Below are 25,071 nucleotides of genomic sequence, written 5' to 3'. Positions count from 1 at the left end.
AATCGTAAATGCAGACATGCGCACCTCCTGATGTTTTCTAGGGACCAAGATCCCCAGCCTGAGGCTTGGTGGTGGGGGTGTCCACATCATCAAGAAACTCGTGCCTGCGCCATCCTCCGCTCGCGCTCCGGTCGCAAGCGATGCGTCGTCGGTCGTCTCCGGCCAACCGATCGCCATCGAGGCCGCATGGTGCGGGCTCGAAAACGGAAAACGGAGATTTGAACATGGCAACCATCGGCACCTTCAAGAAGACCGGCACGAACGAATTCACCGGCGACATCGTCACCCTCAGCGTCCAGGCCAAGGGCGTGCGCATCGTCCCCGACCTGCGCTCCACCGGCGAAAATGCCCCCAGCCACCGCGTCATGGTCGGTCGGGCCGAGATCGGAGCCGCCTGGTCCAAGCGCTCTAACGAGGGTCGCGACTATCTGGGTCTCAAGCTCGACGATCCGAGCTTCAACGCCCCGATCTTCGCCAACCTCTTCGACGACGAGGACGGCGAGACCCACTCCCTGATCTGGTCCCGCCCGAACCGCCGCAACGGAGAATGAGGCCTGCCTCCGCCCCGCCCGGATCGTCCTGGCGGGGCGGAAGTGCTCTCGCGGCGACGGAGGCAGTCGAACCAGAGGAGCGGCTGATGCGGTCGAGGCCCGCGGGAAGCGATTGGCTCGCAGTCTCCGACCGTCCGGCCCCACCTCGCGGCGTTGGGCTCCGGGGGTGATTTGTTCGCGCGTCAAGTCGCCCGTCCTCCGTAGATATGGGGAGAGACAGCATCGCGCCATCGCCGGAAAATCATGACACATCGCGTCAGACTTCAGGTTGTTTCATGCCGTTTGAGAGCCGATTTCCCTTTGATCGCCGGAGACTTCCCGACCATGGCGTCCCGTTCCCGCTACGGGTCGGGGTCGGCAGGGCGACCGGTCACCACGGCGAGCTTCTCCAGGGCGTCTTTGCCGACGAGAGGGGTAGGCTTCATCGGGGACTGCTCACGCTGCCATGCCCGCGGGCGGAGTCCATCGTCACCTTCTGGCCCGAGGCAGCCACGGGAATCCGGACCCGCCCGCAAGGACGCGAGAAGGCAGCAAGAGCAGCAGCGCTCGCGTTCCAGGAACTCGGCTACGAGGATGTCGGCGGTTCCCTCACCATCGAGACGGCTATTCCCGTCGGCTATGGCTACGGATCGTCCACGGCGGACGTCGTCGCCGCGATCCGGGCCGCATCGGCGGCGGCAGGAGCAGAGCTGCACCGCTCCGCGATCTGCCGGCTCGCGGTCGCGGCCGAAACCGCGAGCGATGCCCTTGTCTTCGGTGAACAGGCCGTCCTCTTTGCGCATCGTGAGGGCAGGGTGCTCGAGTACCTTCCCGGCGAATACCCGCCGCTCTACGTGGTCGGTTTCGTCTCGCCGAAGGACGCGGCCGTCGACACGCTTGGCTCCGCGCCCGCACACTACGACAGCTCGGACATCGAAAGCTTCCGCGTCCTGCGGGGCCTTGCCCGTCACGCGATTGCAAAACAGGACGCAGGGCTTCTTGGTCACGTCGCAAGCGCAAGCGCCCGGATCAACCAGCACCATCTTCCCAAGCGACAGTTCGAGGACCTTGTCGGCCTCTCCAAGGCGGTGGGCGCATGCGGCATACAGGTCGCGCACAGCGGAAACCTGATGGGTGTTCTCTTCGATGCGACGGAAGCGGATGCGCGCGCTCGCGCCGCAGATACCATGGCCGGTGCGCGCGATTGCGGCTTCACCGACATTTTGCGGTTCTCCGTGAATGTCGACGGCACGCCCTTGTGGGGATGAAAATGGGAGAGGGTTTTCTTGCGGACTACCAGATGCCGCGGATCGTCGGTCTCGCATCCAATCTCTACGCGGCGCAGTTCCGCCTGATGAAGCTTCTGCCGGCCCGTTACATGCTGGAAAGGGCCGAAGAGCGCGGGCACCTTCGTCCGGGCGGACATATCGTCGAGACGAGTTCCGGCACTTTCGCCATGGCGCTTGCCATGTTGTCTGCCGTTCGCGGCTATGATCTTACCATTGTCAGTGCCACCAGCCTCATGGATGACACCTTCAAGAGACAGCTCGAACAGCTCGGCGCCGCCGTGCGCCTCGTCCCGGACGAAAGCCGCACCGGCAATCAGGACGGCCGGCTCTCCGAATTGCACCGGGTTCTCGACAGCGCGCCGGGTGCCTTCTGGCCGATGCAGTACGACAATCCCGACAACGCGGCTTCCTATTCGCGACTTGCCGCGCTCCTCGTCGGAAAGCTCGGGCGGATCGATTGCGTGGTCGGCTGCGTCGGCTCCGGCGGTTCGCTGAGCGGCCTGACGCGCTACCTGCGTGCGCTCTTCCCGGAGATGCGGGCGGTCGCGGTCGATACGCACAACAGTGTCCTGTTCGGGCACCCCGCCGGGCCACGCCTGTTGCGCGGACTCGGCAACAGCATCCTCCCGAAGAACCTCGACCATGCACTCGTCGACGAAGTGCATTGGGTCGGGGCGTTTCCGGCATTCGCGAGGACAAGGGAGATGCATCGCCGCCGGGCGATGTTCGTCGGCCCGACGAGCGGGGCCGCCGCACTCGTGGCCGACTGGTATGCCCGAACCCATCCGCAGGAGATTGTCGTCGCCGTCATGGCGGACGAGGGGCACCGCTATCTCTCGACCGTCTATTCCGACGACTGGTTGCGCGCGCAACCGGGATGGCCGGGGACGACAGCCGCGGCGCCGATGCGGCTCGACGAGGTCGCGCCGGCCGGCGAGGCGGACTGGACATGCATGGACTGGTCGCGGCGGTCAGGTGTGAGGTGACGCGGTCGCTGTCCTCACCGCAGCAGGCGACGTTCGAGAAAGGACCGCATGTCTCGCCGGCCGTTGGTTATGCAGTAGATCACCACATCATTCCCAATGACGCGATAGATCATACGCCACGGCTTGTGATGGAGCTCTCGATACTCGGTGATCCCTACAGAGATCAGTTCCTTGGGGATGTTCCCGCACTCTGGAAGGTTTCCAATCCGAAGGCAGGCTTGTTCGATTTCACGGAGCATGCGATCGCCCGCCCGCATTCCGTCACGCCCGACGATGTAGTGGCAAAGATCTGCGAGATCCCGCTCTGCATCCTCACTGAAGAGCACGCGATTCGACATCATTCTCCCGGATTTGACAGGCGTTCGCGAAGCCGGGCAAACGTTTCTGCGGCGGGCCGCAGCTTGTCTTCCGCGACCTTTTGGTTGGTCAGGGCCAGGATCTTGAGGAGTGCCAGGGTTTCCTGGGTCTCTTCATACTGGCCGACATCCTGAAGCACGGCCTTCGCTTCCCCGTGCAGCGTGATGACGACCGGTTGCTGGTTTTCGGCGAGCGTGCGGATGATCTCCGGCGCGTGCGCCTTCAAATAGCTGATGGGTTTCACCTGCTCTGACAGTTTCATAGGCTTCGGGACTCCTTTTGACCAGAATATAGGCTACTAAATGGTCTATCGGAAGGATCTCCGGGGCAAGCGCCGACTATTCCAGGAAATCGACCCGGACCGCCCTGGTTGGCCCTGCCGGACCTGCGACGCCGATCCGCAAGGCGGCGGGAACGCTGCAAGCAGGGCCGACGGTTGCGGCCGGTATGCGGAACCGCTTCCCGGGGGCAGTCGGTCCCGGTTTCCGTCCTTCGGCCGGCGCTATGCTAAACCTCCTGCGGCTACCCTTTTAACCGGTCAAGCGGTGCGCGAACGGGCTCCGGCTGCGCCTTCGCCTGGTATGCTCATCGTCCTGTGAAGAGCGCAAAGGCTTCGCCCTTGCGAAATAGGGAAGGCGCCTCGGAGTGACGCCCCTCGCGGTTCGTACCTCTCAGGCAAAGGCCATCCGCACCGGCTTTCCCGAGGTCAGGCCGTCCACCTTGTCGACGATGCCTTTGGCATCGATCCCGAAATGGCGGTAGAGGTCTCCAATCGTGCCCGTCTGCCCGAAATGCTCGACGCCGAGCGCAATTGTCCGGTGGCCGGTGACCGAGCCGAGCCAGGAGAGCGTCGCGGGATGGCCGTCGATCACCGTCACGATGCTGCAATGCGAGGGCACGTTCGCCATCAGGGTCTCGACATGGCAGCACGCGCGTGTTGTTCCGCGCGCCCGGACGCGCTGTGCGGCCGTCCAGCCGGCATGCAGCCTGTCGGCGGACGTCACCGCGAGCACGCCGACATCGCGCCGGCGCTCTCCGATGATGCCCGCCGCCCTGATCGCCTCGGTTGCGATCACGCCCTGATAGGCGATCACGACCTCGCAGTTGGGCCCCGGTTTCCGCAGCCAGTAGGCTCCGTCCACCGCCCCCTGCTGGAAGTCGTCGTCGTGTCGCTTTGCCGGTTGCTCGATCGGGTTCGTCGAGAGGCGCAGATAGACCGAGCCCCCGGTCTCGTCGCGGAGCCATGTCCGTTCGTCGGGATCCTCGCCGCCGTCCCTTTGCATATAGTCGAAGGCCCAGGCCATGACGACGGCGAGCTCGTCGGCGAAGGCGGGCTCGAAGGTGGCAAGACCGTCCTGCGACATGCCGATCAACGGAGATCCGATCGACTGGTGGGCGCCGCCTTCCGGTGCCAGCGTGACGCCCGACGGTGTACCGACGACCATGAAGCGGGCATCCTGGTAGCAGGCATAGTTCAGCGCATCGAGGCCGCGGGCGACGAACGGATCGTAGACGGTCCCGATCGGCAGGAGCCGTTTGCCGAAAAGGGAATGCGAGAGGCCGGCGGCGCCGAGAAGCAGGAAGAGGTTCATTTCGGCGATGCCGAGCTCGAAATGCTGGCCCTCGGGGCGGAACTCCCATCTCGCGGTCGAGGGGATTTTCCGGTCCATGAAGAGGTCGGAGCGCGTCTCCCGGGAAAAGAGCTTTCGCCGGTTGACCCAGGGACCGAGACTGGTGGTCCCGGTGACGTCCGGCGACGTGGTCACGATGCGGGCGGCAAGCTCGCTGTCGCCCTTCGCGAGCGTGTCGAGGATCTTGCCGAACGCCATTTGGGTGGAGATCTCGCGCTCGCCGTCCGCAGCGATCGAGGGGACGGTCAGCACGCGGTCGTCGTAGCGCCGGCGTCCTTTGCGGAAGAACGGCACCGCCTCGAGGAAGGCCCGGAGGGCGTCCGGATCGCCGACCGTCGCCCATTTCTCCCATTCCTCGCCGGCGGGAACGCCCATATGGGCTTGCCACGCGGCCATCTGCGGCTTGGTCATCAGCCCGCCGTGATTGTCCTTGTGGCCGGCGATCGGGGTGCCCCATCCCTTGATCGTGTAGGCGAGGAAGCAGGTCGGGCGATCATGGTGGATCGCCGCGAAGGCCTCCGCCATGGTGCTCACGCAATTGCCGCCGAGGTTTTCCATGAGCGCCGCCAGCTCTTCGTCGCTGCGCCGCTCGATGAGCGCGCTGACGTCGCCCTGGTCTCCGAGATCGTCCATCAGCTGCTTGCGCCAGACAGCCCCGCCCATGAAGGTCAGCGCGGCATAGAGTTGGTTGGGGCAATCGTCGATCCACGCCTTGAGCCGTGCGCCGCCCGGCTCCTCGAACGCGGCGCGTTGCAGGGTGCCGTATTTGACCCGAACGACATCCCAGCCGAAGGCTGTGAAAATTCCCTCGATCCGGCGAAACAGGCCCTCATGCACGATGCCGTCGAGGGATTGGCGGTTATAGTCGACGATCCACCAGGTGTTGCGCAGGCCGTGTTTCCAGCCCTCCTGCAGGCATTCATAGACATTGCCTTCATCAAGTTCCGCATCCCCGACGAGCGCAATCATGCGCCCCGGTTCGAGGCCTTCGCCCCAGCTTTTGGCCTGGACGTAATCCTGCACCAGCGAGGCGAAGGACGTAAACGCCACGCCGAGGCCGACGGAGCCGGTCGAGAAGTCGACGTCGTCGACATCCTTCGTCCGGCTCGGATAGCTCTGAACCCCGTGATAGCCCCGAAAGTTCTCCATTTTCTCACGGGAGAGATTGCCCATGAGATACTGAATGGCGTGGAAGACCGGTGACGCGTGCGGCTTGACCGCGACGCGATCCTGCGGACGAAGGCCCGAGAAATAGAGCGCGGTCATGATCGAGACGAGGGAGGCGGAGGAGGCCTGATGGCCACCCACCTTGATCCCGTCGACCTTCGGCCGAATATGGTTGGCGTGATGGATCATCCAGTGTGACAGCCACAGGAGGCGTTGTTCGATCGTCTTCAGGTGTTGGTTCTGCATCGCCTATCCTTTCTGACGGCGTTTTAGGGGTAAGCGTGGCCGGGACACGGGACAGGGTGTCCACCGGCGGGCGTTTGGCCGCGGTTTCGACGTGTCTGGGAGGCGTGGGGGCGGCGCAACCGGGCGATCCGTCGCGCCGGTCTCTTCAACAGGGCTTGCGGATGAGCCGTGCGCCGAGGTTCCTGGCGACCGGCGTCAAAAGGACCGCAATCGTGAAGAGGATGACGGCGAGGCTGATCGGGCTCTCGACAAAGACAAACGGATCTCCGAGCCCGAGGATCAGGCTTTGCCGGAAGTCCTCTTCGAGGAGAGAACCGAGCAGGAAGGCGAGCAGAAGCGGCGCAAGGTCGAAACCCGCCTTGCGCAATCCGTAAGCCACGAAGCCGCAGCCGATCACCACACCGACGTCGAACATGCTGTTGTTCATGCTGAATGCACCGATGACACAGAAGAGGACGATCAATGGCGCCATCAATGTCTGCGGGATCTTCAGCAGCAGGACGAAGATGCGGATCAGCGGCACGTTGAGGATGATGAGCATGGCATTGCCGACGAGCATGCTGGCGACGATGCCCCAGAAGAGCCGGGGATGCTCGACGAGGATCTGCGGCCCCGGCACGACGTTCTGCATGAGGAGTGCGCCCATGATGATGCCGATGACCGCATTGGCCGGAATGCCGAGGCAAAGCATCGGAATAAAGCTCGCCTGCGCGGCCGCATTGTTGGCGCTTTCCGGCCCCGCCACACCTTCGATCGCGCCCTTGCCGAAGCGTTCCGGCGAGCGGGAGATCTTCTTCTCGAGGAGATAGCTGCCGAAGCCCGCGACAAGCGCGCCGCCGCCCGGAAGAAGGCCGAGAAAGAAGCCGAGCACTGTGCCGCGGGCGATCGGTCCGCGCGAGTCCTTCCAGTCCTTCCTGGTCGGAAGCAGGTCGCGCAGCCGGTAGGAGGGCGCCGGCTCGGCTTTGGCCGCATCCTTCCGCTCGACCATCATCAGCATCTCGCTGACGCCGAAGAGGCCCATTGCGAGAACCGCAATGTTGAAGCCGTCGCGGAGATAGCTGACCTCGAAGGTGAAACGCTCTTCCCCGGAGATCAGGTCGACGCCGACGGTCGAGAGAAGAAGACCGAGCCCGACCATGGCCCAGGCGCGGATCCGGGGACCCTCGCCGATGCTGGCTGCAAGAACGAGGCCGAGAAGGACGATCGAGGTCTTCTCGACAGGCCCGAAAGCCAGCGCAACGGAGGTAAAGGCGGGACCGACGATCGCGATCGCGAGCGTCGCGCTGATGCCGGCGATGAAGCTCCCGAAGGCACTGATCCCGAGCGCCGCCCCGGCGCGCCCCTGCCGCGCCATCGGGTATCCGTCGAAACAGGTCGTCAGACTTGCAGCCTCGCCGGGCACGCGCATCAGCACCGAAGTGATCGAGCCGCCATATTGCGAGCCGTAATAGATGCCGGAGAGCAGGATGATCGCGCTCGTCTGGTCGAGCATCATCGTCACCGGGAGCAGGAGGCTGACGGTCGCCGACGGCCCGAGGCCGGGCAGGACGCCGACCGCGGTGCCGAGCACGGCGCCGATCAGGGCGACGGCAAGGTTTCCGGGTTCGAGCGCAATGCCGAGGCCCATGAACAGCTGTGTGAAGGAGTCGAGCATCAGAGCCTCCATGCGCCGTGCGGCAGGGGGACGGCGAGAAGCACGTCGAAAAGTGTCCAGATGGAAACGGTCAGTGTCGCGGCGAGAAGCGTCGCCCGCTTCCAGGCGAGACGTTCCACAAGGGTCAAGACCCCGGCGAGAAACAGGAATGTCGACACTGCGAAGCCGGCCGTCTCCAGGAGCACGCAGAATGCGCCGAGAGCGAAGCCGTAGGCGAGAAGGCGTCCTGTCTCGGCCGGTTCGCCGTCCGGCATCCGTTCGCGGATGCTGGCAAGGCTTGCCGCGGTCATCAGCAGTGCCGCGAGGAACGGGAAGAGACCGGCCGCCGGTTCCCCGTAAGCCCAGAGATGAAGACTGAAGGCATGGGCGGCGGCTCCAAGGCCGATCGCCGCCAGCACATAGGGGGCGAAACGCGCGGCGGTCACAGGCGGATCCCCATTGCGTCGATCTGGCGGCCGAGCGCCGTATAGGCCCCTCTGACCATACTGGTGAAGGCCTCGCTCTTCTGGAAAAGGGCATAGCCGTTGATGACCTTGAGGAAGTCGGCATAGGCCGAGCTCCCGGTCATCTCCCCGATGACGTTCTCCCACCAGGTGACGAGCTCCGGGGACATTCCCGCAGGGCCGAAGAGGCCGTAGGAGGCGGGGATCGCGATGGGATAGCCCCGCTCGGCAAAGGTTACCACGCCGGGAAGACTGCCGCTCGGATTGGGGCTGGTTTCCGCAAGGAGGCGAACCGAGCCTGCGGCGAGATGCGGCCCGAAATCGGATGAGACCACCATCTCGATGTGGCCGCCCAACAAGGCCGTGACGGCATCGGCACCACCCTTGAACGGCACGAAGGTCGCGGTGACCTTCTCGGTCCGGAAGGCCGCATCCGTGGCGATATGGGCGAGGCCGCGCGGTGCCGCCGTCGCCCAGCGGAGCTTTGCGGGTGCCTTGCGGGCGTAATCGACAAGATCGTCCCAGGTCCGGAAGGGGCTGTCGCTGCGCACGAAACAGGGGACCGATATCCCGACATAGCTCGCGATAAAGGTGAAGTCGCGCGACGGATCGTAAGGCACCGCGGCCAGGTGGGGAGCGACCAGGAGCGGGCTGACGGAGAAGAGCGAGACCACAGAGCCGTCGGCAGGAGCCCGGCGCACCTGGTCCGTGGCGATCGTCCCCCCGGCACCCGGCCGGAAATCGGGCGTCAGGACGACGCCGCGCGCGGCCTTGAGGTAATTGGCGACCACGCGGCTTGCGATATCGCCTGCACCACCGGCAGAGAAGCCGACGATCATCGTCGGTTTCTCTCCCGGATAGGGCGGGGTCTCGGCAAACGAAATCCTCGGTGCGGCCGCAGCAAAGGCTGCCACGGCCGACATGAAATGCCTTCTGTTCATGGTGTTCCCCTTTTCTTGAGACGGAATGCTGCGGCCCTCAGGCGGGCCTGTGTCTTCCTCCCGATGCTTCGAAATATTCCAGTGCGGCATCGACGTTGCCGAACGGCGCCGGGGCGTCCGTACTTGCCGACCTGTCGATGTCCTTCAGTCCGGATGCGGTCACGACTGCGACCACAGTCTCGTGGCTCCTGATGATGTCGGCCTTCCTTGCCGCCGCAATGGCGGCGACCGGCATCACCGCCGACAATTCGAGAAAGGCGCCCTCGGCCGCGGCGACGCGCTCCTGGAAGGCGATCAGGCCGTCATTGGAGACCGGAATGGCGATCCCGTCCGTCTCCCGCAGCGCCTTCAAGGCCTGGAAGGTGCTGCGGGTGGCGCCGACCGAGACCGCCAGTGCGTCGAAGGCCGGCGTCATGTCGGGGATCCGGTCCGCCTGCCCGGCAAGGGCCTGTCTGAGCGAGCCATGGGCCTCCGCTGCGAGAAGCCGCGGCATGCGCGGGATCTTGCCCTCGTCGAGCAGGTCCCGAAACCCGAGCCAGACCCCGGCCAACGCGTCGCCGTAACAGACGGGCAGGGCACACCAGTCGGGAACCTCGCCGTCCATCTGCTCGATGATCTCGTAGGCGATCGTCTTGTAGCCTTCGATCCCGACCGGATGGCTTCCGACGACGGGATGACGATAGGGCGATGTCGCAAACCAGCCGAACCGCTCTACCCCTTTTGCGAGGAAGCTCCAGCGATCCTGCTTCTGTTCGAAGGGGACGATCCGGGCACCGTATTTGCGTATCTGCGCGAGCATTGGTCCGGCCGAGCCGGATAGCGTCGCGACGATACAGGGCAGCCCGGCGCGCGCGGCATAGGCCGCAAGCGAGGCGCCGGCATTGCCGGTGGAACTGGTCGCAAGGATGTCCGCACCGGCGTCTTTCGCCGCCGTCACGGCGACCGTCGAAAACCGGTCCTTGTGCGACCAGGTCGGGTTGAGGCTCTCGTTCTTGATGAACAGGTTCGCAACGCCGATTTCGGTCCCGAGCCGCGCGGCGGCAAGGAGCGGCGTCAGGCCCTCGCCGAGGCTGACCGCAGCCTGTGCATCGAACGGCAACCGGTCGGCATAACGCCAGAGCGAAGGCGGCAGGGCGCGCGCGGACGGGCACGGCATGGTAGCCGCCGATCCGTAGACGAGCCGCAGGTTGGAAGGTGCCGTCCCGGAACAGGAGGGGCATCCGCGCGAGTCGATCGCCCGAGTGAGCGGGAACCGGTCGCCGCAGCGATAGCAGGCATAGGCAGCGAGCCGGGCCGTCACGGGAGCACCACGAGGTTGTCGCCGTTGCTGGTCAGCATCTCGGCGCCATCCGGCGTGACCACCAGCATGTCCTCGACCTGCAGGCCGACCCGCCCGAGCTCGTAATAGGGCGTCTCTATGCAGAGGACCATGCCGGCCTCGAGAACGTCGGAGCTGCCGGCCGACAACAGCGGAAGATCATAGCCGTCGAGACCGATGCCGTGGCCGACATGGTTGCGCTGATAGTGCGGGATGCCCTCCCTGCGCACCGTCTCCACGACGAGATGGAAGATCTCCGAGGCCCGCGCGCCGGGGCGGATGTGCTCGATGCCGCGCTGGACTCCCTTGTTGAGGGCATCATACTTGCCAAAGATCTCCCGAGACGGCTCGCCGAAGCTCGCAATGCGGGCGATGTCGGCGCGGTAGTTGCGATAATGACCGCCGACATCGAACCGGATGATGTCTCCACGGCGAAGCGGCCGGTCCGACGGCTGGACGTTCATCAGCGCGCTGCGCTCGCCGAACCCGATGCAGCCGAGCACGGGAAAGCCGTCCTCCTGGACGGTCTGTGTGTGAAAGGCGCGCGCCAGGTCGGCCTCCGTCGCGCCTTCCCGTGCGACCGCGAGTGCCGCCCGGACGGAGCGTTCGGTAATGCCGGCGACGATCCTCAGCCTTTCGATCTCTTCCGGCGTCTTGACGGCGCGAACGCTGCGCAGGATCGACGTCGCCGGGACCCAGGTGACGTCCGGCAGTTCGCGGCGCAGCCGTTCGATATCCCCCGGCATGAGGCCGACCTCATCGATCCCGATATGGCTTCCTGCGTGTCCGGCTGCCCGCAATTCGACGATGAGCGCGTCGATGGCGCTCCCGTCGTCGGGCAGGGACTGCAGGTCGGCCTGCCGTGAACTCACGGAATCGAGGGTCGTCGCGGGATGCCGGTCGACGGTGAAGGAGCCGTAGCGGCGGACCCTTGCCGCGACAGCCTGGTCCGCCAGGAGGTCGAGCGTCGACGTGCCGGTGATGACGACGGGCTCGCGCTGGTCCCCGGTGAGGACCACGAGGGCCTGCGGGCCGCGGCGGATCCATTGCGGAAGGCACCAGAACCCGCTCGTATAGAGGACGTTCTCGGGGGCGGCGGCGATGACGGCGTCGAGACCGTGTTTCGAAAGTGCGGCGCGGAGCCGTTCCTCGTTAAGCAACATCGTTTCGTCCTTTTCCCTGAGCGGCAGACGCTGAGTTGAAGCCGAGCCCGCTCGAAATCCGTCGCGCGGCGGCAAGAACGCTCTGGGCGACATCGTTGATCTTCACCTTCGGGTAGACCGCTCGCGGAAACGCGACGCTGATCGCCGCGATCAGCGTTCCACCGGCGTCGTAGACCGGCGCGCCGACGGAAATCACCCCCTCGACATTCTCGGACATGGCCGTGGCGTAGCCGAGCGAACGCGCGACCTGGAGTTGCTTGTTCAGCTGGTCGAGATCGGTGACCGTTCGCTCCGTCAGGCGCTCGAAGGGGCCGTTTCCAAGCAGGCTCGAGACCGCCGCGTCGCTGGCATCGAACAGCAGCGCCTTGCCGAGCGCGGTCGAATGAAGCGGCATCGTTTCACCCGGATGCGCGCGGATCACGACCGGGCTGTTGGACTGCACGGCGAGCACATAGACGCCGGCAGCACCCCGGCGGATGCCGAGAAAACCGTTGAAGCAACCGCCGGCCGCGAGCGCGCGAAGCTCGTTCTCGGCGAGCGTAAGAAGGCGGCCCCGCTGGAATACATGCTCCGCCAGCGCAAGAACGGCATAGCCGACCTGGTAGCGTCGGCTTCCCGCCTCCTGCTCGACATAGCTCTGGGCGACGAGCGTGTTGAGCAGTCTCTGGGCGACCGCCGGGCTGAGGTCGAGCCTGCGGGCGATTTCCCGGACTCCGAGCGGTTCGCCGGATTCCTTCAGAAGTCCGAGGATGGAGAGTCCGTTTTCGAGGGATCTGCTGCTCGCCATTGAGTGTTCCGATAATTGAAACAGTGTTCCATATAGTGAACATTTAAACGACCTTTCGTTGTGCCTGTCAATGCGAATGTTCACTATAGTGTGTCGTCCTATAGTGAACACTCCCGCATCCATGGGCACATGGATATCCGTGCCGTCGTCGGTCTCAATGTGTTGCGCATTCGCCGAGAACGCAGTCTTTCCCAGGAAGAGCTGTCGTTCCAGACCGGCTTCACGCGCGCCTATCTGAGCGGACTCGAAGGCGGCCGGCGCAATCCGACCATCGTCTCGCTCGGCAAGCTTGCCGATGCGCTCGGCGTCGAGGTCGGAGATCTCGTCCAACTCCCGAAAAGAACGTCGCCGTAACGCTTTGCGCCATTGCGCAGGGCCCGGGCATCACGAGAACACGTCAGGATTTATCGTTGTTTCCGGCGGGACGATGGCGCTGGATCAGCTGCTCGACGCCGATCTGCATCGCAAGCGAGAGAGCCTCGACGGTTTCGAGCGTCGGGGAGCTCTCTTCGCGTTCAAGCTTGCCGATATAGTTGCGGTCGAGGCCGGCATATTCGGCAAGGCGCTCCTGGGAAAGCCCGGACGCCCGTCGGCAAAGCCTCAGATTTCTCGCAAAGACAGCCGTGAGTTTCATGGGGCAACGATCCTGAGAGACCCTCGAAAATGCTACCTACTATAGTAATCAATCGTAATGGCAACGGCTTGCTGCACGGTTGTGTGCGGTCGTAAGCTGCAACTGTTACCGCACTGCGGCATTCCTGCGGTGTGAGGATCAGAACCGTCCGGATCGGGCGGGCGCATTACGAGCCCCCGAAGGAATTTACGCTGCCCGGCGATCGTCCGGCAGGGGGCATGGTTTTGGCTCTTTCGAACGGCGGGGGCGAAAATGGTCGTTGCGGACATACCCAAAGGCAGGAGGCTGACGCCCAGAGAGAGGGAGGTCCTCTCCTGGACAGCCAACGGCAAGACCGCTTGGGAAATCTCGATCATCCTCGACATCTCCGAAAGCACGGTCATCTCGCATCTCAGGAACGCCAGGGACAAGCTCGAAACCGTGAACGTTGTCCAGACGATCGTCGAAGCGATGCGACGATCGGAAATCCGCCTCTGAGCTCCCGCTTCGGGTTGTTCCCGGCGTGCCGACATCCCGTCCTCCCGCCATCGATCGCAATCCACCATCCCCCACTGTCTTTGCGTAAGGTTCGGCTCATGAGTAATCCGCCTGAGTGGACGTCCCGGCAGTTTTCCGAGGCCCTTTTCGACCTCGACAGGAGCGGCTTCGCCTTCGAGTTCCTCCGGCGGAACGAAGAATACCGCGCGGACTATCGGCGGCACCAGCGATCGCCGACCGGTTCTGACATCTCGGCGCCGCAGTTCGCGACCAAGTGGGGGCTGGTTTTTCCCGGCTGACCCTGGCCAGAACGCCGCAAGTCTCGATCTCGTCTGGCGTCCCGACGTCCACCCCGAGACAGTGATCATCGGGGATGTGCCGGAGGGCTTCGACGCGGCATCCCCCGTTGATCCGTTCCGTCTGCCTGCCTCGGTCGCCACACGGGAGGGCAGGGACGGCATCCATCTCATGGCCTCCGCCGCGGGCGGCAAGCTGAACCTCTGGATTCCGACGCGCGGGCTGTCCCGCAAGACGGCTTTCATCATACCGCTCGACGGAAACCTCGACATTCGTCTCCATAGCCTGCGACGCGCCCTTCGCTGGCTCGACGGCGGGCCACCCGGTCCACCGGCGCGGCGCCAGCATCTCTCGGATTTCCACCGCTTCCGTTTCGTCCGGATGCTGCGCGCCGTGGACGGTCTTGGCGCAGGCGCCTCCCGCCGCGAGATCGCGAGCGTCCTTTTCAGCCGTGATGTCCGCACGCTCTCCGCAATCGAGTGGAAAAGCACGTCGGAGCGCCGCCAGCTCGCGCGGCTCATTGCCGAGGCGAACGCCTATATTGCAGGCGGCTATCTCCGTATTCTGACAGGCATGCAAACCAGAGGGCATCTCTTCCGGGAGGACGGTGCGCATGCAGGGGGACAGGTTACGACCTGACGAACCGCGTCACTCCGCCGGGGCGTCACCTCTACGTCATCGTCGCACCTGACCCGCCGTAATCATGGCGGCTGCGACGGAGACCCTCAATGCAGAAAGTACCCGATTCCGGCTGGCCGCACTTCGTGCGCACACCTCAGGCCGCCCGCCTGCTCGACCTTTCGCCCCGCACGCTCGAAAAGCACCGCTGCGAGGGAACAGGCCCGGTCTACCGCAAGCTCGGCGGACGCGTGGTCTATTCGATCGCGGATCTGGAGGCCTGGGTGGAAGCCTCCGCGCGTCGATCGACAGGTGACGCGACGAAACCGCGTCCGTCACCGGCAGCAGTCGACGCCGCCGGCACGGCCCGCTAGAGCCGGCGGGGTCGAGATGGCGACGCACCGGACATATCAGGGCCAGCAACTCGAATTGTTTCAGGCGGTCGGGCGCGACATTCCGGCAAGAGACGCGCAGGATCTCATGTCATGGCCGTTCTTCTCGCTGGCCAAATCGCCGCGTGTCCGGCCGATCGATTTCCGGATGGGCAATGTCTCGGTCCGTGTCGAGGCGACCGCCGAGCACGGCATGGCGACCATCTGGGACGCCGACATCCTGATCTGGGCGGCTTCCCAGATCATCGAGGCGCGCGACAAGGGGTTACGGACCTCGCGGTTCATGTCCGCGCGCCCTTATGAAATCCTCGCCTTCATCCATCGGGACGATTCCGCGCGCAGCTACGAAAGGCTGCGGGCCGCACTCGACCGCCTGCAATCTACCACGGTCGCAACCTCGATCCGCCAGCCGTCGGAGCGGCGGCGCCATCGCTTCTCCTGGATCGCCGAATGGCGGGAAAAGCTCGATGACAAGGGCAGGCCGACCGGCATCGAACTGATCCTTGCCGACTGGTTCTATGCGGGTGTTCTCGACGACGCCCTGATCCTGACCATCGATCCGGCCTATTTCTCCCTGACGGGCGGACTGGAGCGCTGGCTCTACCGTCTGGTCCGCAAGCATGGCGGCCGCCAGCCCTGGGGCTGGAGTTTCGACCTCGAGCACCTGCACCTGAAATCCGGCAGCCTCTCGCCGCTCAAGCACTTTTGCTACGACCTGCGTGCCATCGTCCGGCGGCAGCCTCTGCCCGGCTATCGCCTCGTCATCATCGCCGATCCGGGCGGACGCACCCGGCTCACGTTTCAGCCGCTACCGATCGACCGGCTTGCCACGCCGCTGCGCTTGACGCGCAGGCGTCCGGCCGGATCGTGATCACCCTGTGGAGAGACCCGTGCCATCGAGGACCGAAACGCCCGTGCCATCAGGGACGCAAAACCCGTGCGATCGGGGACCGAAAGCGACCTCAACCGCTTGTCCTGTCTCGGCAATCGGCGACGCTAACGGTGCTAACCGGGAATCCTTCGGATTCCTCCTAACGCAGACCCCCGAACGCGCTCCCGCTGCTCCCGCGATCATGTTGCCTTTCGGTTGGGTGGCCAGGGGACGCCCGCGCGAGAACGAGGGGCAACGGCCATGAGCGGGCTCCAGAGGCCGGCGAGGTTTCCTAAAGACGTGACCGTGGTCGAACTGACCTGGCGCAAGGGGAGGATCGAGCACTGGATCCGCTTCGGCGAGATCGTCGCCGAGGAGCGGATTGGACGGGAAAGGCGCATCGTCGGCTTTGCCCCGGGAAGCACCTTCGCTTTCGCGCGATGGGCCGCCAATGACTACGGCACGGTCGTCTCGCGCATCGATATCGTCCGGGCCGTCAAGTCGGGCGAGGCGTTCCAGACGCTGCCTTTCGTTCGCCCCGGCGGCGAAATCCTGCTGCGCATCCATGGCTGGCCGAAGGTCGAGACCGTGCTGATAGCGGTTGACGCGATCGAGGCCAGCGGCATCGATCCGGTGGAGGTCGCACCGGAGCACTGGCGCCATATCCACAATCGCCTGAGCGTCAACGAGCCCTTTCGTCCCTACACCACCGACCAGCATCGCGCCTGGCTCCGCCGCCGCGGGGTCCAGTCATGACGGCACGGAGGCTGACAATCCTGACAGCTGTCGTCGGCGTAACGCTGATTGCCGCGCCGGCGTGGCAACGACCGGGCATTCGCCTGATCTGGAATGCGTCGGCGAGTCTGCCTGTCGGCCTCTATCGGGTGGAACCGGTCGACCATCTCGCCGTCGGCGACCTGGCCGTCGTCATGCCGCCCGAGCAACTGGCGCGATTTCTCGACGCGCGGCACTACCTGCCGAAGGGGCTGCCGCTTCTGAAGCGCGTCCTGGCACTGTCCGGAACGACGGTCTGCCGGATCGGTAATGACATTGCCGCCGATGGTGTCAGCTGGGGACAGGCGCGCGAGCGCGACCGCCAGGGGCGAGTGCTGCCCGTCTGGCAAGGCTGCCGCACGCTCGGGAGCGGTGAGGTCTTCCTGATGAACCCGGAGGCGCCCGACAGTCTCGACGGCCGCTACTTCGGACCGCTTGCGCGCACGACCGCCGTCGGCCGCGCGATCCCCCTCTGGACCTTCGAAACGCCCGATCCGGGCGCCGAGACCTCCCACGGAGCGGTCAGGAGTCTCGACCCAACGCATTCTCCAACCAGGAAAGGACCACCGCAATGACCCAGATCGGAACCTTCACCCGTAATGACGAGGGCTTTCTCGGACGTATCCGCACGCTTGTCCTCGATGCCGAAGTTGCGATCCGTCCGGCAGACGAAGCAGAGACGGCGAATGCGCCGAACCATCGGGTGTTCGCCAATGGTGTCGAAGTCGGGGCCGCCTGGGACCGGACCGGCGACCGCGCCGGTGCGTATCTGTCGGTCACCATTGACGACCCTTCTCTCGCCGCGCCGATCCGCGCCCGCCTGTTCCAGTCGGACACCAGAAAGGACCTCTGGCTTCTGCACTGGACGCGAAACCGCCGACGCGACGGCGAGGCATGATCCCCATGTGCGGGAGGTCGTCTTGCGCAGCTTCAGGCCCAATCCCCTTGATCGATCGGGCGCCGGTCAATCCCCTCGACCCGATCGCCCTTGGCGAGGCCGTCGCGCGCAACAGCAGTCAGGGGCGTCGGCCGGTTTTCCGGGATGCGGACAACTCGGCCGCTTTGGAGGGACCCGGAAACCTAGGCCGACGGCGAAGCCTTGCCCTTGACCGTCGTGAGCACGATGGCAGGCTCGTGGGCTATCGGGCGGGCCGCGCAAGTGCCGTCCTTCCGGCGTTTTTGAGCATGCTGCTGATCGCGGGAGGCGTGATCCTTGCACCGGCGCCTGCGGCGATGGCGGATCCGTCGGTGCGTGTTGCTCGGCCCACCCGTGTTGCGGAAACGGTTCCTTCGACCGATCTCTGGGCTGGCCCTATTGCGGAAGCGGCGAAGCGCTTCGATATCCCGGAGCGCTGGATACGCGCCGTCATGGCGGCGGAGAGCGACAGCGATCCCTTCGCGGTATCGCGGAAGGGCGCGATGGGACTCATGCAGATCATGCCCGCGACATGGGACGAGCTGCGCGGCCGCTACGGTCTCGGCGAAGACGCCTTCGATCCGCGCGACAACATCCTTGCGGGTGCCGCCTATCTCGCCGAGCTCTATGACCTCTATGGGTCGCCCGGTTTCCTGGCGGCCTACAATGCCGGTCCCGGGCGCTTCGAAAGACATCTGGTCTCCGACGAAGCTCTGCCCGCCGAGACCGTCGCCTATGTGGCGAAGCTCCTTCCGATGATCGAAAGCAAAGCGTGGTCGGTCCTGGAGGCAGGGGCTCAATGGTGGCGCAACACCTGGTCATCCGCGCCGCTGTTCTTTGAGGGGGTAGACGGGTCCGATCGGCAGCAGGGCCATTCGCAGGTCGGGAGCGCCGGCCTTGGGGAGAATGCGGGCGTCGCTCGCGATCTCTCGGGGCCCTCGCCGGCCGCGAGCGGCCTCTTTGTTCGGCGCAACGTCACGCGGGAGGGGGCAAGATGAGCTGGGTTGTCCGGACGGCTCGCGCGATCCCGATCGAAGGTTTGGCGGATGAGGGCGGGCAAGGCGGCGGCCAACGTATGCGTCCGGTTGCTGCACATGACGTCAGCTCTTGACGGGATTCTCCGCTTTCCAGCTCCACGGCAGGAGTTCGTCGAGGCGGTTGACGGGATGGCCGTCGACCATTCGCTCAAGAACATTGGCGAGGTATGCGTAGGGCTCGACGCCGTTGAGCTTGCATGTTTCCACGAGCGAGCAGACGGTGGCCCATCGGTTGCCTCCGCCGTCGCTCCCGGCGAAGAGATGGTTCTTGCGCCCGAGGCTGACGGGGCGGATCGCGCGCTCGACCGGATTGGTGTCCATCTCGACACGGCCGTCGTTCAGGAAGCGGTTGAGACCGTCCCATCTGGCGAGCGCATAGCGGATGGCCTTGGCCAGTTCGCTTGCGCCGGGAATGAGCGGAAGCTGCGTCTCCAGCCAGAGTTTCAGGTCACTGACGAGAGGCTTCGATCGGGTTCGCCGCGCTGCCAGCCGGTGCGGCGGCGGCTGGCAGCGAACATCCGCCTCGATGGCGTAGAGTTCGCCGATCCGGCGAAGCGCTTCTTCGGCAATGGGCGATGCGGTGGACTGCGCGACATCGTAAAATTTGCGCCTGGTATGCGCCCAGCAGGCGGCGAGCCTAATGTTTCCCGGCTTCGTCAGGGTCTCGAAGCCGGCATAACCATCGACATGAAGAATACCCTTGTAGGACGCAAGGTGTCCGGCGGGACGTTCGGCCTTGCGGTCGGGCGCGAACATATAGATGGCGGCCGGCGGTTCCGGCCCAGCCCATCCGCGCTGCTCGCGGGCATAGACCCAAAGCCTGCCGGTCTTCGTGCGTCCTCGGCCGGGATCGAGCACGGGAACCGGCGTGTCGTCGGCGAAGAGATAGTCGGAGGCAAGCACGTTCGTCGCCAGCCTGTCGTGCAGGGCTTCCAGCCACCAGCATGCACCGCCGACCCATCCGGCGAGCGTAGAGCGGGCGAGATCGACGCCATGCCGGGCAAATATCTGCGATTGCCGATAGAGCGGCGTGTGGTCGCAATATTTGCTGACCAGCACCTGCGCCAGCAGCGCGGGCGTCGCCAAGCCTCCGGCTATCACCCGCTCGGGCGCTTCATGCTGGACGATCTTCTCGCAACTCCGGCAGGCGTATTTCGGGCGAACGGTGCGGATCACGCGCAACGTCGCCGGTATCCAGTCGAGCATCTCGCTGACGCTTTCGCCGACCGCGTGCAAGGGACCGCCGCAGCAGGCGCAGGCGGCATGGTCGATGTCCAGAACCACATCTTCGCGCGGCAGATGATCGGGCAAAGGATTGCGCTTCGGCCGCGCTTCCCGATCCATCGTGACGACCGGTGCTGCTTCCTGAACGCGGGCGATATCGCCATCGAGGTCTTCCAGCGCCAGCTCGAACTGGTCGCCGTCGAGACGTTCGGAACGGCGGCCGAACTGCATGCGCTGGAGCTTTTTGATGATCGCCTGAAGACGCTCGATCTCGCCGTTTCTCTGATCGACGGCCGCCGCCATGTCGCGCACGAGACGCTGCAAAAGGACCGGATCGGAAGGCAGCTTTTCGAGATCGATCAACATGATCAAATCTACCACAAACCAGCCCAAAACCCAAGGAAACACGCAGTTTTCGCGCCCATCCGCGGCGCTTTTTCAGCCGGCCAGCTTCGGTCTCCAAACCCGTTCCGGCGCGCGCCAGTCGATGCCCTCGATCAGCATCGCAAGCTGCGCCGGCGTCAGAGTGATCGAACCCTCATAGCCCGTCATCACCGGCCATACGAAGCCGCCCTGGTCGATCCGCTTAGTGAACAGGCAAAGCCCGTTTCCATCCCAGAACAGGATCTTCAGCATCGACGCCTTCTTTCCCCGGAAGGCGAACAGATGACCGGAGAACGGATCCTGCCTGAGCGTCTGCTGCACCAGCATGGCGAGCCCGTCGAGGCCTTTCCTCATGTCGGTATAGCCCAGCGCCAGATGCACTTTCACGCCGGCCGGGACGATCATCATGTGCCCGCCTCCGTCACCGCGACATGCGCGCGAACCGTATCCGGATCGCTGCCTTCCGGCGCGAAGACCCGCCGCCCGTCCGCCAGCTCAACGACCATCATTCCGTCCGGCGGCTGCAAAAGACCATGCAGGATGGCGATGCTCTCCGGCTTGTCCGCGTTCGCGACAGTGGCCAGACGGGCGCGTTTTTTCTGCGCAACGCCGAACTGCACCCGCCAGCGGAACAGCATGCCGGTGACGATCCCGTGCTTGCGTGCCACAGCCGAGACGCTGACGCCCGGTTTGTCGCTCTCCAGCGCGATGGTGCGCTTTTCCTCATCGCTGAAGAAGCGGCGGACAGGCTGCCGGGGCGGAGGATCATCCTTACGGGCGTCCGTCAATCGACTTTCCGACGCCGCTCCCTTAGCACTAGTGCCAACGACCGGCCGGGCGGAGGGATGCAGATGAGCTCGCCAGTCGACGTCCTCCTCGCTTTCCTCCAGACGGTCACGCCATTTGCGCAGGCTCGTCGGAGAAAGATGCAGCGACGCGGCGTACTCGCGCACGCCCATGCCGCTCCAGTTCATCGCCTCCACATGCATCGCCCAGAACGCCTGAAGTGCCTTGCCGCGTATCTCCGTACTCACGGCAAAGCGCAGCCGAGCGCGCTTGCGAAGCCGCTCCTCGCGCTCTTCCCGGCTCTCCTTCCGGCGCAATTCAGCCAGGTATTCCTTATGTTTACGGGCGTCTTCCGCGCTGATGAGGTGCTTCATCCACTTGTCGAACGTATTCTTCGACAGCCCGTGCTGACGGCAATATTCCGTCCGGTTCAGCCCGCTTTGACGCCAGGCTTCAACATGCATCGACCAGTACGGGCTGTAAGCTTTCGCCCACGAACGTTTGCCAACCATCGGAGACCCTCCAGTGAACCAAGGAACCCGACATGCTGCGAATTTGCACTATCAAATACCCGTGCAGGGGCCGGACGCTTACCGGCCAACCGGGTTATGGCAAGATAAAAGCCCGCACCTCGCGGTCTGGACGGTCGGTTGTCATGATTGGCTTTTTTCCGGCGTTCCGCACCTCGCGGACCAAGAACGCGATGTGCACATCTTCATTTTATCGCGTGGTTTCAACGAGAACCGCACATCGCAGAGCAAAGCCATGAACCGCGACGACGATTTCCGCATCCGGCCCGGCCGCATCCGCTCCAGCAAGGCCGAGAGGGCGAGACCGTTCGTCGCCCAGGCGCTCGCCGCCGCCCAGAAGGCCGGCGGCCATGTGTCGCGCTCCGGCAAGATCACGTCCGGCCGCGGCCGAGGACCGCGCCTTGCCCGAGGCCGCGTGGCGAGCGTTCAAGCCAATCGTCTCATCACCGGCCGCACCCGCCTCTGCACGGTGAAGGCCCGCTTCGTCCGCAACAGAAGCGATCCCGGCCCGCTGACCCGACACCTCGACTACCTGCGCCGTGACGGCGTGACCCGGGACGGCGAGAAGGCCCGCGTGTTCGGCGCCGAAACCGACAACGCCGACGCGAAGCGATTTGCCGATCGCTGCAAGGACGACCGGCACCATTTCCGCTTCATCGTCTCGCCTGAAGACGCGACCGAGATGGAAGACTTGAGGCGGTTCACCCGTGCGCTGATGGCGCAGGCGGAGAGGGACCTCGGCACGCGACTCGACTGGATCGGCGTCGACCACTGGAATACCGACAACCCGCATGTGCATGTCATCCTGCGCGGTCATGCCGATGACGGGCAGGACCTCGTGATCGACCGGGATTATATCAGGAGCGGATTGCGCAATCGAGCGCAGGACCTCGTGACGCAGGAACTGGGGCCGCGCACCGACCTCGAGATAAGCCGGTCGCTCGCGCGCCAGATCGAGTCCGACCGCTGGACGCAGCTCGACCGCCAGCTTGTCCATGATGCGGACGAGCATGGCGTCATAGATGTTGCTCCCGCACCGGATCGGAAGCCCGACTCCTATCTGGTCCAGAAGGTCGGCCGTCTTCGTCATCTCGAACATCTCGGTCTCGCCGAAACCATCGGTCCCGGACAATGGATGCTGTCCGGCGAGGCGGAAGTGACATTGCGGGAGCTCGGGCAGCGCGGCGACATCATCAAGCGGATGTACCGGGCGCTGTCGGAGCAGGGCATCGAGCGCGGCGCAGCCGATTATATGCTTGGCGATGAGGCGCATGACGATCCCGTCTTTGGCCGTCTGGTCGCGCGGGGTCTCGACGACGAGCTGCGCGGCACGGCCTTCGCCGTGGTCGACGGCGTTGACGGGCGAGCCCATCATATCGGCCTTCCCGACCTTGATGCAGCCGGAGACAGCGCGCCGGGTTCGATCGTCGAGTTGCGGTCCTTTGAGAGTGTGCGGGGCGAGCGGCGTTTTGCGCTCGCCGTCCGTTCGGACCTTGCCATCGAGGCGCAGATGTCGGCAGGTGGTGCCACATGGCTCGACCGACAGCTTGTCGCCCGCGATCCGGTCGATCTCGGCGGCGGCTTCGGGCTGGAGGTGAAACAGGCGCTGGAGGCGCGGACCGATTATCTGGTCGGGGAGGGGCTGGCGCGACGGCACGGTGGGCGGATCGTCTTCGCCGCCGACCTGCTTGGCACGCTTCGGCAACGCGAGCTCAGCGCGCTCGGCGAAAAGCTCTCCCATGAGATGAACATGCCGTTCCGCCAGGCCGCAGCAGGGGACTATGTCGCCGGTGCCTATTGTCAGCGCTTCACCCTTGCTTCCGGCCGTTTCGCGATGGTCGATGACGGTCTCGGCTTCAGCCTCGTGCCGTGGACGCCCTCCATCGAGAAGCATATCGGCCGGCACATATCCGGCGTGGCCCGCGCCGATGGCGGCGTGGACTGGAGCTTTGGCCGTAACCGCGAGCTCGGCCTGTGAATGGAATGTTCCCGCTTTCGCTTGATTGAAAGGAATGGACGCATATATGACTATCGGTAGTCATAAGGAGCAGTGTCATGAAGGAAATGCAGCTCAAGGACGCCAAGGCGAGGCTTTCAGCCGTGGTCGATCAGGCCGTGGCCGGAGAGCCGACCGTTATCACCCGTCACGGACGCAAGGAAGCCGTGCTGGTTTCCTTCGAGGAATGGGAGCGGATCTCCAGGGTGCCCGACTTTGCCGATCTGCTTCTGGCCTTTCCCGGCGAGCCGGGGGATGTTCCCGAACGCTCGCGCAAGCCCGCCCGCGCCTTGCGTGAAAATGGCCTCTGACCGTGTATCTTCTGGATACGAACATCGTCTCGGCCGATGCACCGACCAAGCGCCAGGTCGGTGTCGAGGCGTTCGCGATCTGGGTGCGTGAGAATAGCGACCGCCTCTACCTTTCGACGATCACGGTCGCCGAGATCGAGGCCGGCATTGCCCGCGCGTTCAGGATCGGGGCGACGACGAAGGCGCGGAACCTGCGCCGCTGGCTTGCCGCCGTCGAACATTTCTATGCCGGCCGCATCCTGCCCTTCGGCATTGAGGAGGCCCGCCATGCCGGCCTGATGCTCGATCGGGCGCGCGCCCACGATTCCGGCTTTGAGGACATCGCCATCGCTGCGACCGCCGCCGCGCATGGTCTCACCGTTCTCACGGCCAACGAGCGTCATTTCGAGCCGCTGGGCGTGTCGCTCGCCAATCCCCTGAAGCAGTTGCCAGCCATTCAGTAATGGCGGTGCCAGAGAATTTCGACCTTGCGGGAATTTTCGCGGAATATCTCGATTGATCCATTGCATCGGCACCAGACGACGCGAGCTTGGTGCTGACCTTCGAATCCCCGATCTCCCGGGGAGCAGGGTTCATAGGACTCCGGCCCGAAGATGGAAACGGGCTTCTGGAGCATGTTCAGTTCCGGTCGGTCGCTAAAATCCGGGCGGACAACTCCGTCGTCGAGACGGAGGCACGAGTTCGACGCTTTCTTCGTATCGATCCGAAGATCAAAGCCCGATACCAGGATATCGGCTATCGCCGTTATATGCCGGCCTTGCGCGCCCGCGTCCCGGCCTCGTGGCCAAGCCCGGCGATGAAGTGTAAGCGATGTGCCGTTCACACCTAAGCTGGATACTCGTGACTTCTGTATCAATGCCAGTGCTGCCAAGCGGTGTGGTAATTATGCGCCGGTAGAAGACGTCCGCCATGGGGAGCGCAGTGGGTAGATGGGGCATGTCCAGTATTTTAACTGATGGATCGACGGACGCTTAACCGCATACGACTACGTTATCAGCTTCGACACCTCTTCTTCTCAACACCTCCAGGCAGCCATGCGCGTCACACTTATGATCTTGTGCTGTTTTGCACTTTATATCGAAGCGACGTTTTGGATATTTCTCCGTCCCCTTGTGGCCAAGGCAATGCTCGCCTTGGGGGCGCTAGCTCTAGGCGCGGGAGTTGGTGCAGCTAGCGGGATAAATCCCGCCCTGACGGCCATCCCATGTTTCTTGGCGGTCTTATACATTGCGAGGCCGGTGCATTTGTTATGATGCACCGGCCTCGTTTGTCATTGGGTGATTGCAACACCGCGATGACGATGCGCAAAGCG

The 25,071-nt window shown here is 64.5% G+C and carries 29 protein-coding genes; 16 read left to right on the top strand and 13 right to left on the bottom strand.

Annotated elements, in window-relative coordinates:
- Positions 1–224: 224 nt before the first annotated feature.
- The 3 genes from NHF53_RS22310 (at position 225) to NHF53_RS22300 (ending at position 2,805) form a co-directional block, all read left to right on the top strand.
- A complete protein-coding gene (locus tag NHF53_RS22310; RefSeq protein ID WP_252836161.1) occupies positions 225–551 on the top strand; it encodes a DUF736 domain-containing protein in 327 nt (108 codons plus the stop codon).
- A gap of 275 nt (positions 552–826) precedes the next feature.
- Positions 827–1,798 carry a kinase gene (locus tag NHF53_RS22305; protein ID WP_252836160.1) on the top strand — a complete coding sequence of 324 codons (972 nt, stop codon included), beginning with the start codon at positions 827–829 and terminating at the stop codon, positions 1,796–1,798.
- Positions 1,799–1,800: 2 nt separating this feature from the next.
- Positions 1,801–2,805, top strand: coding sequence for a PLP-dependent cysteine synthase family protein (locus tag NHF53_RS22300; RefSeq protein WP_252836159.1), 1,005 nt, complete (start codon positions 1,801–1,803; stop codon positions 2,803–2,805).
- Between the two features lie 14 nt (positions 2,806–2,819).
- On the opposite strand, the gene NHF53_RS22295 is transcribed toward NHF53_RS22300, so the two are convergent.
- From NHF53_RS22295 to NHF53_RS22255, 9 genes are all read right to left on the bottom strand, one after another.
- Positions 2,820–3,143 carry a type II toxin-antitoxin system RelE/ParE family toxin gene (locus NHF53_RS22295; RefSeq protein WP_252836158.1) on the bottom strand — a complete coding sequence of 108 codons (324 nt, stop codon included), beginning with the start codon at positions 3,141–3,143 and terminating at the stop codon, positions 2,820–2,822.
- Positions 3,143–3,424 carry a type II toxin-antitoxin system Phd/YefM family antitoxin gene (locus NHF53_RS22290; protein ID WP_252836157.1) on the bottom strand — a complete coding sequence of 94 codons (282 nt, stop codon included), beginning with the start codon at positions 3,422–3,424 and terminating at the stop codon, positions 3,143–3,145. Before NHF53_RS22290 ends, NHF53_RS22295 begins: the two co-directional genes overlap by 1 nt.
- A gap of 409 nt (positions 3,425–3,833) precedes the next feature.
- Positions 3,834–6,206, bottom strand: a complete 2,373-nt coding sequence (locus NHF53_RS22285) for a transketolase (RefSeq protein ID WP_252836156.1) — start codon at positions 6,204–6,206, stop codon at positions 3,834–3,836.
- 145 nt (positions 6,207–6,351) lie between these two features.
- Positions 6,352–7,860: a tripartite tricarboxylate transporter permease gene (locus tag NHF53_RS22280; protein ID WP_252836155.1), complete on the bottom strand. Its 1,509-nt coding sequence runs from the start codon at positions 7,858–7,860 to the stop codon at positions 6,352–6,354.
- The gene (locus tag NHF53_RS22275) at positions 7,860–8,285 is read right to left on the bottom strand and encodes a tripartite tricarboxylate transporter TctB family protein (protein ID WP_252836154.1); all 426 of its coding nucleotides are present in this window, start codon (positions 8,283–8,285) and stop codon (positions 7,860–7,862) included. Before NHF53_RS22275 ends, NHF53_RS22280 begins: the two co-directional genes overlap by 1 nt.
- A complete protein-coding gene (locus NHF53_RS22270) occupies positions 8,282–9,244 on the bottom strand; it encodes a tripartite tricarboxylate transporter substrate binding protein (RefSeq protein WP_252836153.1) in 963 nt (320 codons plus the stop codon). The genes NHF53_RS22275 and NHF53_RS22270 overlap by 4 nt, the downstream gene beginning before the upstream one ends.
- A gap of 37 nt (positions 9,245–9,281) precedes the next feature.
- Positions 9,282–10,400: a pyridoxal-phosphate dependent enzyme gene (locus NHF53_RS22265; RefSeq protein WP_252836162.1), complete on the bottom strand. Its 1,119-nt coding sequence runs from the start codon at positions 10,398–10,400 to the stop codon at positions 9,282–9,284.
- A 140-nt stretch (positions 10,401–10,540) separates the two neighbouring features.
- Positions 10,541–11,725, bottom strand: coding sequence for a Xaa-Pro peptidase family protein (locus NHF53_RS22260; RefSeq protein WP_252836152.1), 1,185 nt, complete (start codon positions 11,723–11,725; stop codon positions 10,541–10,543).
- The gene (locus NHF53_RS22255; RefSeq protein ID WP_252836151.1) at positions 11,715–12,512 is read right to left on the bottom strand and encodes an IclR family transcriptional regulator; all 798 of its coding nucleotides are present in this window, start codon (positions 12,510–12,512) and stop codon (positions 11,715–11,717) included. Before NHF53_RS22255 ends, NHF53_RS22260 begins: the two co-directional genes overlap by 11 nt.
- A 129-nt stretch (positions 12,513–12,641) precedes the next feature.
- Between NHF53_RS22255 and NHF53_RS22250 the strand changes: the two genes are divergently transcribed.
- Positions 12,642–12,866 carry a helix-turn-helix domain-containing protein gene (locus NHF53_RS22250; protein WP_252836150.1) on the top strand — a complete coding sequence of 75 codons (225 nt, stop codon included), beginning with the start codon at positions 12,642–12,644 and terminating at the stop codon, positions 12,864–12,866.
- A gap of 43 nt (positions 12,867–12,909) precedes the next feature.
- On the opposite strand, the gene NHF53_RS22245 is transcribed toward NHF53_RS22250, so the two are convergent.
- Entirely contained in the window at positions 12,910–13,146 is a 237-nt protein-coding gene (locus NHF53_RS22245) for a helix-turn-helix domain-containing protein (protein WP_252836149.1), read from the bottom strand.
- A 252-nt stretch (positions 13,147–13,398) separates the two neighbouring features.
- On the opposite strand from NHF53_RS22245, the gene NHF53_RS22240 reads away from it, so the two are divergent.
- The 9 genes from NHF53_RS22240 to NHF53_RS22200 all read left to right on the top strand — a co-directional run bounded on the left by NHF53_RS22240 (position 13,399) and on the right by NHF53_RS22200 (position 18,489).
- The gene (locus NHF53_RS22240; protein ID WP_308218701.1) at positions 13,399–13,623 is read left to right on the top strand and encodes a helix-turn-helix domain-containing protein; all 225 of its coding nucleotides are present in this window, start codon (positions 13,399–13,401) and stop codon (positions 13,621–13,623) included.
- Positions 13,624–13,721: 98 nt separating this feature from the next.
- Positions 13,722–13,922: a transcriptional regulator domain-containing protein gene (locus tag NHF53_RS22235; RefSeq protein ID WP_252836148.1), complete on the top strand. Its 201-nt coding sequence runs from the start codon at positions 13,722–13,724 to the stop codon at positions 13,920–13,922.
- 61 nt (positions 13,923–13,983) lie between these two features.
- Positions 13,984–14,559 (top strand): DUF2285 domain-containing protein, encoded by a 576-nt coding sequence (locus NHF53_RS22230; protein ID WP_252836147.1) that lies wholly within the window; start codon positions 13,984–13,986, stop codon positions 14,557–14,559.
- 89 nt (positions 14,560–14,648) lie between these two features.
- A complete protein-coding gene (locus tag NHF53_RS22225; RefSeq protein WP_252836146.1) occupies positions 14,649–14,912 on the top strand; it encodes an AlpA family transcriptional regulator in 264 nt (87 codons plus the stop codon).
- 16 nt (positions 14,913–14,928) lie between these two features.
- Positions 14,929–15,801, top strand: a complete 873-nt coding sequence (locus NHF53_RS22220) for a replication initiator protein A (protein ID WP_252836145.1) — start codon at positions 14,929–14,931, stop codon at positions 15,799–15,801.
- 261 nt (positions 15,802–16,062) lie between these two features.
- Positions 16,063–16,557: a DUF2840 domain-containing protein gene (locus NHF53_RS22215; protein WP_252836144.1), complete on the top strand. Its 495-nt coding sequence runs from the start codon at positions 16,063–16,065 to the stop codon at positions 16,555–16,557.
- Positions 16,554–17,150 carry a S26 family signal peptidase gene (locus tag NHF53_RS22210; RefSeq protein WP_252836143.1) on the top strand — a complete coding sequence of 199 codons (597 nt, stop codon included), beginning with the start codon at positions 16,554–16,556 and terminating at the stop codon, positions 17,148–17,150. Before NHF53_RS22215 ends, NHF53_RS22210 begins: the two co-directional genes overlap by 4 nt.
- Positions 17,147–17,473 carry a DUF736 domain-containing protein gene (locus NHF53_RS22205; protein WP_252836142.1) on the top strand — a complete coding sequence of 109 codons (327 nt, stop codon included), beginning with the start codon at positions 17,147–17,149 and terminating at the stop codon, positions 17,471–17,473. The genes NHF53_RS22210 and NHF53_RS22205 overlap by 4 nt, the downstream gene beginning before the upstream one ends.
- Positions 17,474–17,760: 287 nt before the next feature.
- Positions 17,761–18,489: a lytic transglycosylase domain-containing protein gene (locus tag NHF53_RS22200; protein WP_252836141.1), complete on the top strand. Its 729-nt coding sequence runs from the start codon at positions 17,761–17,763 to the stop codon at positions 18,487–18,489.
- A 102-nt stretch (positions 18,490–18,591) separates the two neighbouring features.
- On the opposite strand, the gene NHF53_RS22195 is transcribed toward NHF53_RS22200, so the two are convergent.
- From NHF53_RS22195 to NHF53_RS22185, 3 genes are all read right to left on the bottom strand, one after another.
- Positions 18,592–20,118: an IS66 family transposase gene (locus NHF53_RS22195; RefSeq protein ID WP_252836140.1), complete on the bottom strand. Its 1,527-nt coding sequence runs from the start codon at positions 20,116–20,118 to the stop codon at positions 18,592–18,594.
- 72 nt (positions 20,119–20,190) lie between these two features.
- The gene (tnpB, locus tag NHF53_RS22190; RefSeq protein ID WP_252836139.1) at positions 20,191–20,544 is read right to left on the bottom strand and encodes an IS66 family insertion sequence element accessory protein TnpB; all 354 of its coding nucleotides are present in this window, start codon (positions 20,542–20,544) and stop codon (positions 20,191–20,193) included.
- Complete coding sequence (locus NHF53_RS22185) at positions 20,541–21,434, bottom strand: transposase (RefSeq protein ID WP_252836138.1); 894 nt, start codon at positions 21,432–21,434, stop codon at positions 20,541–20,543. Before NHF53_RS22185 ends, tnpB begins: the two co-directional genes overlap by 4 nt.
- A 253-nt stretch (positions 21,435–21,687) precedes the next feature.
- Between NHF53_RS22185 and NHF53_RS22180 the strand changes: the two genes are divergently transcribed.
- The 3 genes from NHF53_RS22180 (at position 21,688) to NHF53_RS22170 (ending at position 24,202) form a co-directional block, all read left to right on the top strand.
- Complete coding sequence (locus NHF53_RS22180) at positions 21,688–23,430, top strand: VirD2 family relaxase/mobilization nuclease (RefSeq protein ID WP_252836137.1); 1,743 nt, start codon at positions 21,688–21,690, stop codon at positions 23,428–23,430.
- A 77-nt stretch (positions 23,431–23,507) separates the two neighbouring features.
- Complete coding sequence (locus NHF53_RS22175; protein ID WP_252836136.1) at positions 23,508–23,759, top strand: type II toxin-antitoxin system Phd/YefM family antitoxin; 252 nt, start codon at positions 23,508–23,510, stop codon at positions 23,757–23,759.
- A 2-nt stretch (positions 23,760–23,761) separates the two neighbouring features.
- Entirely contained in the window at positions 23,762–24,202 is a 441-nt protein-coding gene (locus tag NHF53_RS22170; protein ID WP_252836135.1) for a PIN domain-containing protein, read from the top strand.
- The last annotated feature ends 869 nt before the right edge of the window (positions 24,203–25,071 follow it).

It is taken from the genome of Ciceribacter sp. RN22, from assembly GCF_024054295.1.
GTDB lineage: Bacteria > Pseudomonadota > Alphaproteobacteria > Rhizobiales > Rhizobiaceae > Allorhizobium > Allorhizobium lividum.
The sequence above is the reverse complement of the archived record's forward strand: the minus strand, read 5'-3'. Positions and strand labels throughout refer to the sequence as shown.

What these genes read in the sequence shown, in the direction of transcription:
- NHF53_RS22310 (WP_252836161.1), top strand. Translation starts at nt 225, where the DNA reads ATGGCAACCATCGGCACCTTCAAGAAGACCGGCACGAACGAATTCACC.
- NHF53_RS22305 (WP_252836160.1), top strand. Translation starts at nt 827, where the DNA reads ATGCCGTTTGAGAGCCGATTTCCCTTTGATCGCCGGAGACTTCCCGAC.
- NHF53_RS22300 (WP_252836159.1), top strand. Translation starts at nt 1,801, where the DNA reads ATGGGAGAGGGTTTTCTTGCGGACTACCAGATGCCGCGGATCGTCGGT.
- NHF53_RS22295 (WP_252836158.1), bottom strand. Translation starts at nt 3,143, where the DNA reads ATGTCGAATCGCGTGCTCTTCAGTGAGGATGCAGAGCGGGATCTCGCA.
- NHF53_RS22290 (WP_252836157.1), bottom strand. Translation starts at nt 3,424, where the DNA reads ATGAAACTGTCAGAGCAGGTGAAACCCATCAGCTATTTGAAGGCGCAC.
- NHF53_RS22285 (WP_252836156.1), bottom strand. Translation starts at nt 6,206, where the DNA reads ATGCAGAACCAACACCTGAAGACGATCGAACAACGCCTCCTGTGGCTG.
- NHF53_RS22280 (WP_252836155.1), bottom strand. Translation starts at nt 7,860, where the DNA reads ATGCTCGACTCCTTCACACAGCTGTTCATGGGCCTCGGCATTGCGCTC.
- NHF53_RS22270 (WP_252836153.1), bottom strand. Translation starts at nt 9,244, where the DNA reads ATGAACAGAAGGCATTTCATGTCGGCCGTGGCAGCCTTTGCTGCGGCC.
- NHF53_RS22265 (WP_252836162.1), bottom strand. Translation starts at nt 10,400, where the DNA reads ATGCCGTGCCCGTCCGCGCGCGCCCTGCCGCCTTCGCTCTGGCGTTAT.
- NHF53_RS22260 (WP_252836152.1), bottom strand. Translation starts at nt 11,725, where the DNA reads ATGTTGCTTAACGAGGAACGGCTCCGCGCCGCACTTTCGAAACACGGT.
- NHF53_RS22255 (WP_252836151.1), bottom strand. Translation starts at nt 12,512, where the DNA reads ATGGCGAGCAGCAGATCCCTCGAAAACGGACTCTCCATCCTCGGACTT.
- NHF53_RS22250 (WP_252836150.1), top strand. Translation starts at nt 12,642, where the DNA reads ATGGATATCCGTGCCGTCGTCGGTCTCAATGTGTTGCGCATTCGCCGA.
- NHF53_RS22245 (WP_252836149.1), bottom strand. Translation starts at nt 13,146, where the DNA reads ATGAAACTCACGGCTGTCTTTGCGAGAAATCTGAGGCTTTGCCGACGG.
- NHF53_RS22240 (WP_308218701.1), top strand. Translation starts at nt 13,399, where the DNA reads ATGGTCGTTGCGGACATACCCAAAGGCAGGAGGCTGACGCCCAGAGAG.
- NHF53_RS22235 (WP_252836148.1), top strand. Translation starts at nt 13,722, where the DNA reads ATGAGTAATCCGCCTGAGTGGACGTCCCGGCAGTTTTCCGAGGCCCTT.
- NHF53_RS22225 (WP_252836146.1), top strand. Translation starts at nt 14,649, where the DNA reads ATGCAGAAAGTACCCGATTCCGGCTGGCCGCACTTCGTGCGCACACCT.
- NHF53_RS22220 (WP_252836145.1), top strand. Translation starts at nt 14,929, where the DNA reads ATGGCGACGCACCGGACATATCAGGGCCAGCAACTCGAATTGTTTCAG.
- NHF53_RS22215 (WP_252836144.1), top strand. Translation starts at nt 16,063, where the DNA reads ATGAGCGGGCTCCAGAGGCCGGCGAGGTTTCCTAAAGACGTGACCGTG.
- NHF53_RS22210 (WP_252836143.1), top strand. Translation starts at nt 16,554, where the DNA reads ATGACGGCACGGAGGCTGACAATCCTGACAGCTGTCGTCGGCGTAACG.
- NHF53_RS22205 (WP_252836142.1), top strand. Translation starts at nt 17,147, where the DNA reads ATGACCCAGATCGGAACCTTCACCCGTAATGACGAGGGCTTTCTCGGA.
- NHF53_RS22200 (WP_252836141.1), top strand. Translation starts at nt 17,761, where the DNA reads ATGCTGCTGATCGCGGGAGGCGTGATCCTTGCACCGGCGCCTGCGGCG.
- NHF53_RS22195 (WP_252836140.1), bottom strand. Translation starts at nt 20,118, where the DNA reads ATGTTGATCGATCTCGAAAAGCTGCCTTCCGATCCGGTCCTTTTGCAG.
- tnpB (WP_252836139.1), bottom strand. Translation starts at nt 20,544, where the DNA reads ATGATGATCGTCCCGGCCGGCGTGAAAGTGCATCTGGCGCTGGGCTAT.
- NHF53_RS22185 (WP_252836138.1), bottom strand. Translation starts at nt 21,434, where the DNA reads ATGGTTGGCAAACGTTCGTGGGCGAAAGCTTACAGCCCGTACTGGTCG.
- NHF53_RS22180 (WP_252836137.1), top strand. Translation starts at nt 21,688, where the DNA reads ATGAACCGCGACGACGATTTCCGCATCCGGCCCGGCCGCATCCGCTCC.
- NHF53_RS22175 (WP_252836136.1), top strand. Translation starts at nt 23,508, where the DNA reads ATGAAGGAAATGCAGCTCAAGGACGCCAAGGCGAGGCTTTCAGCCGTG.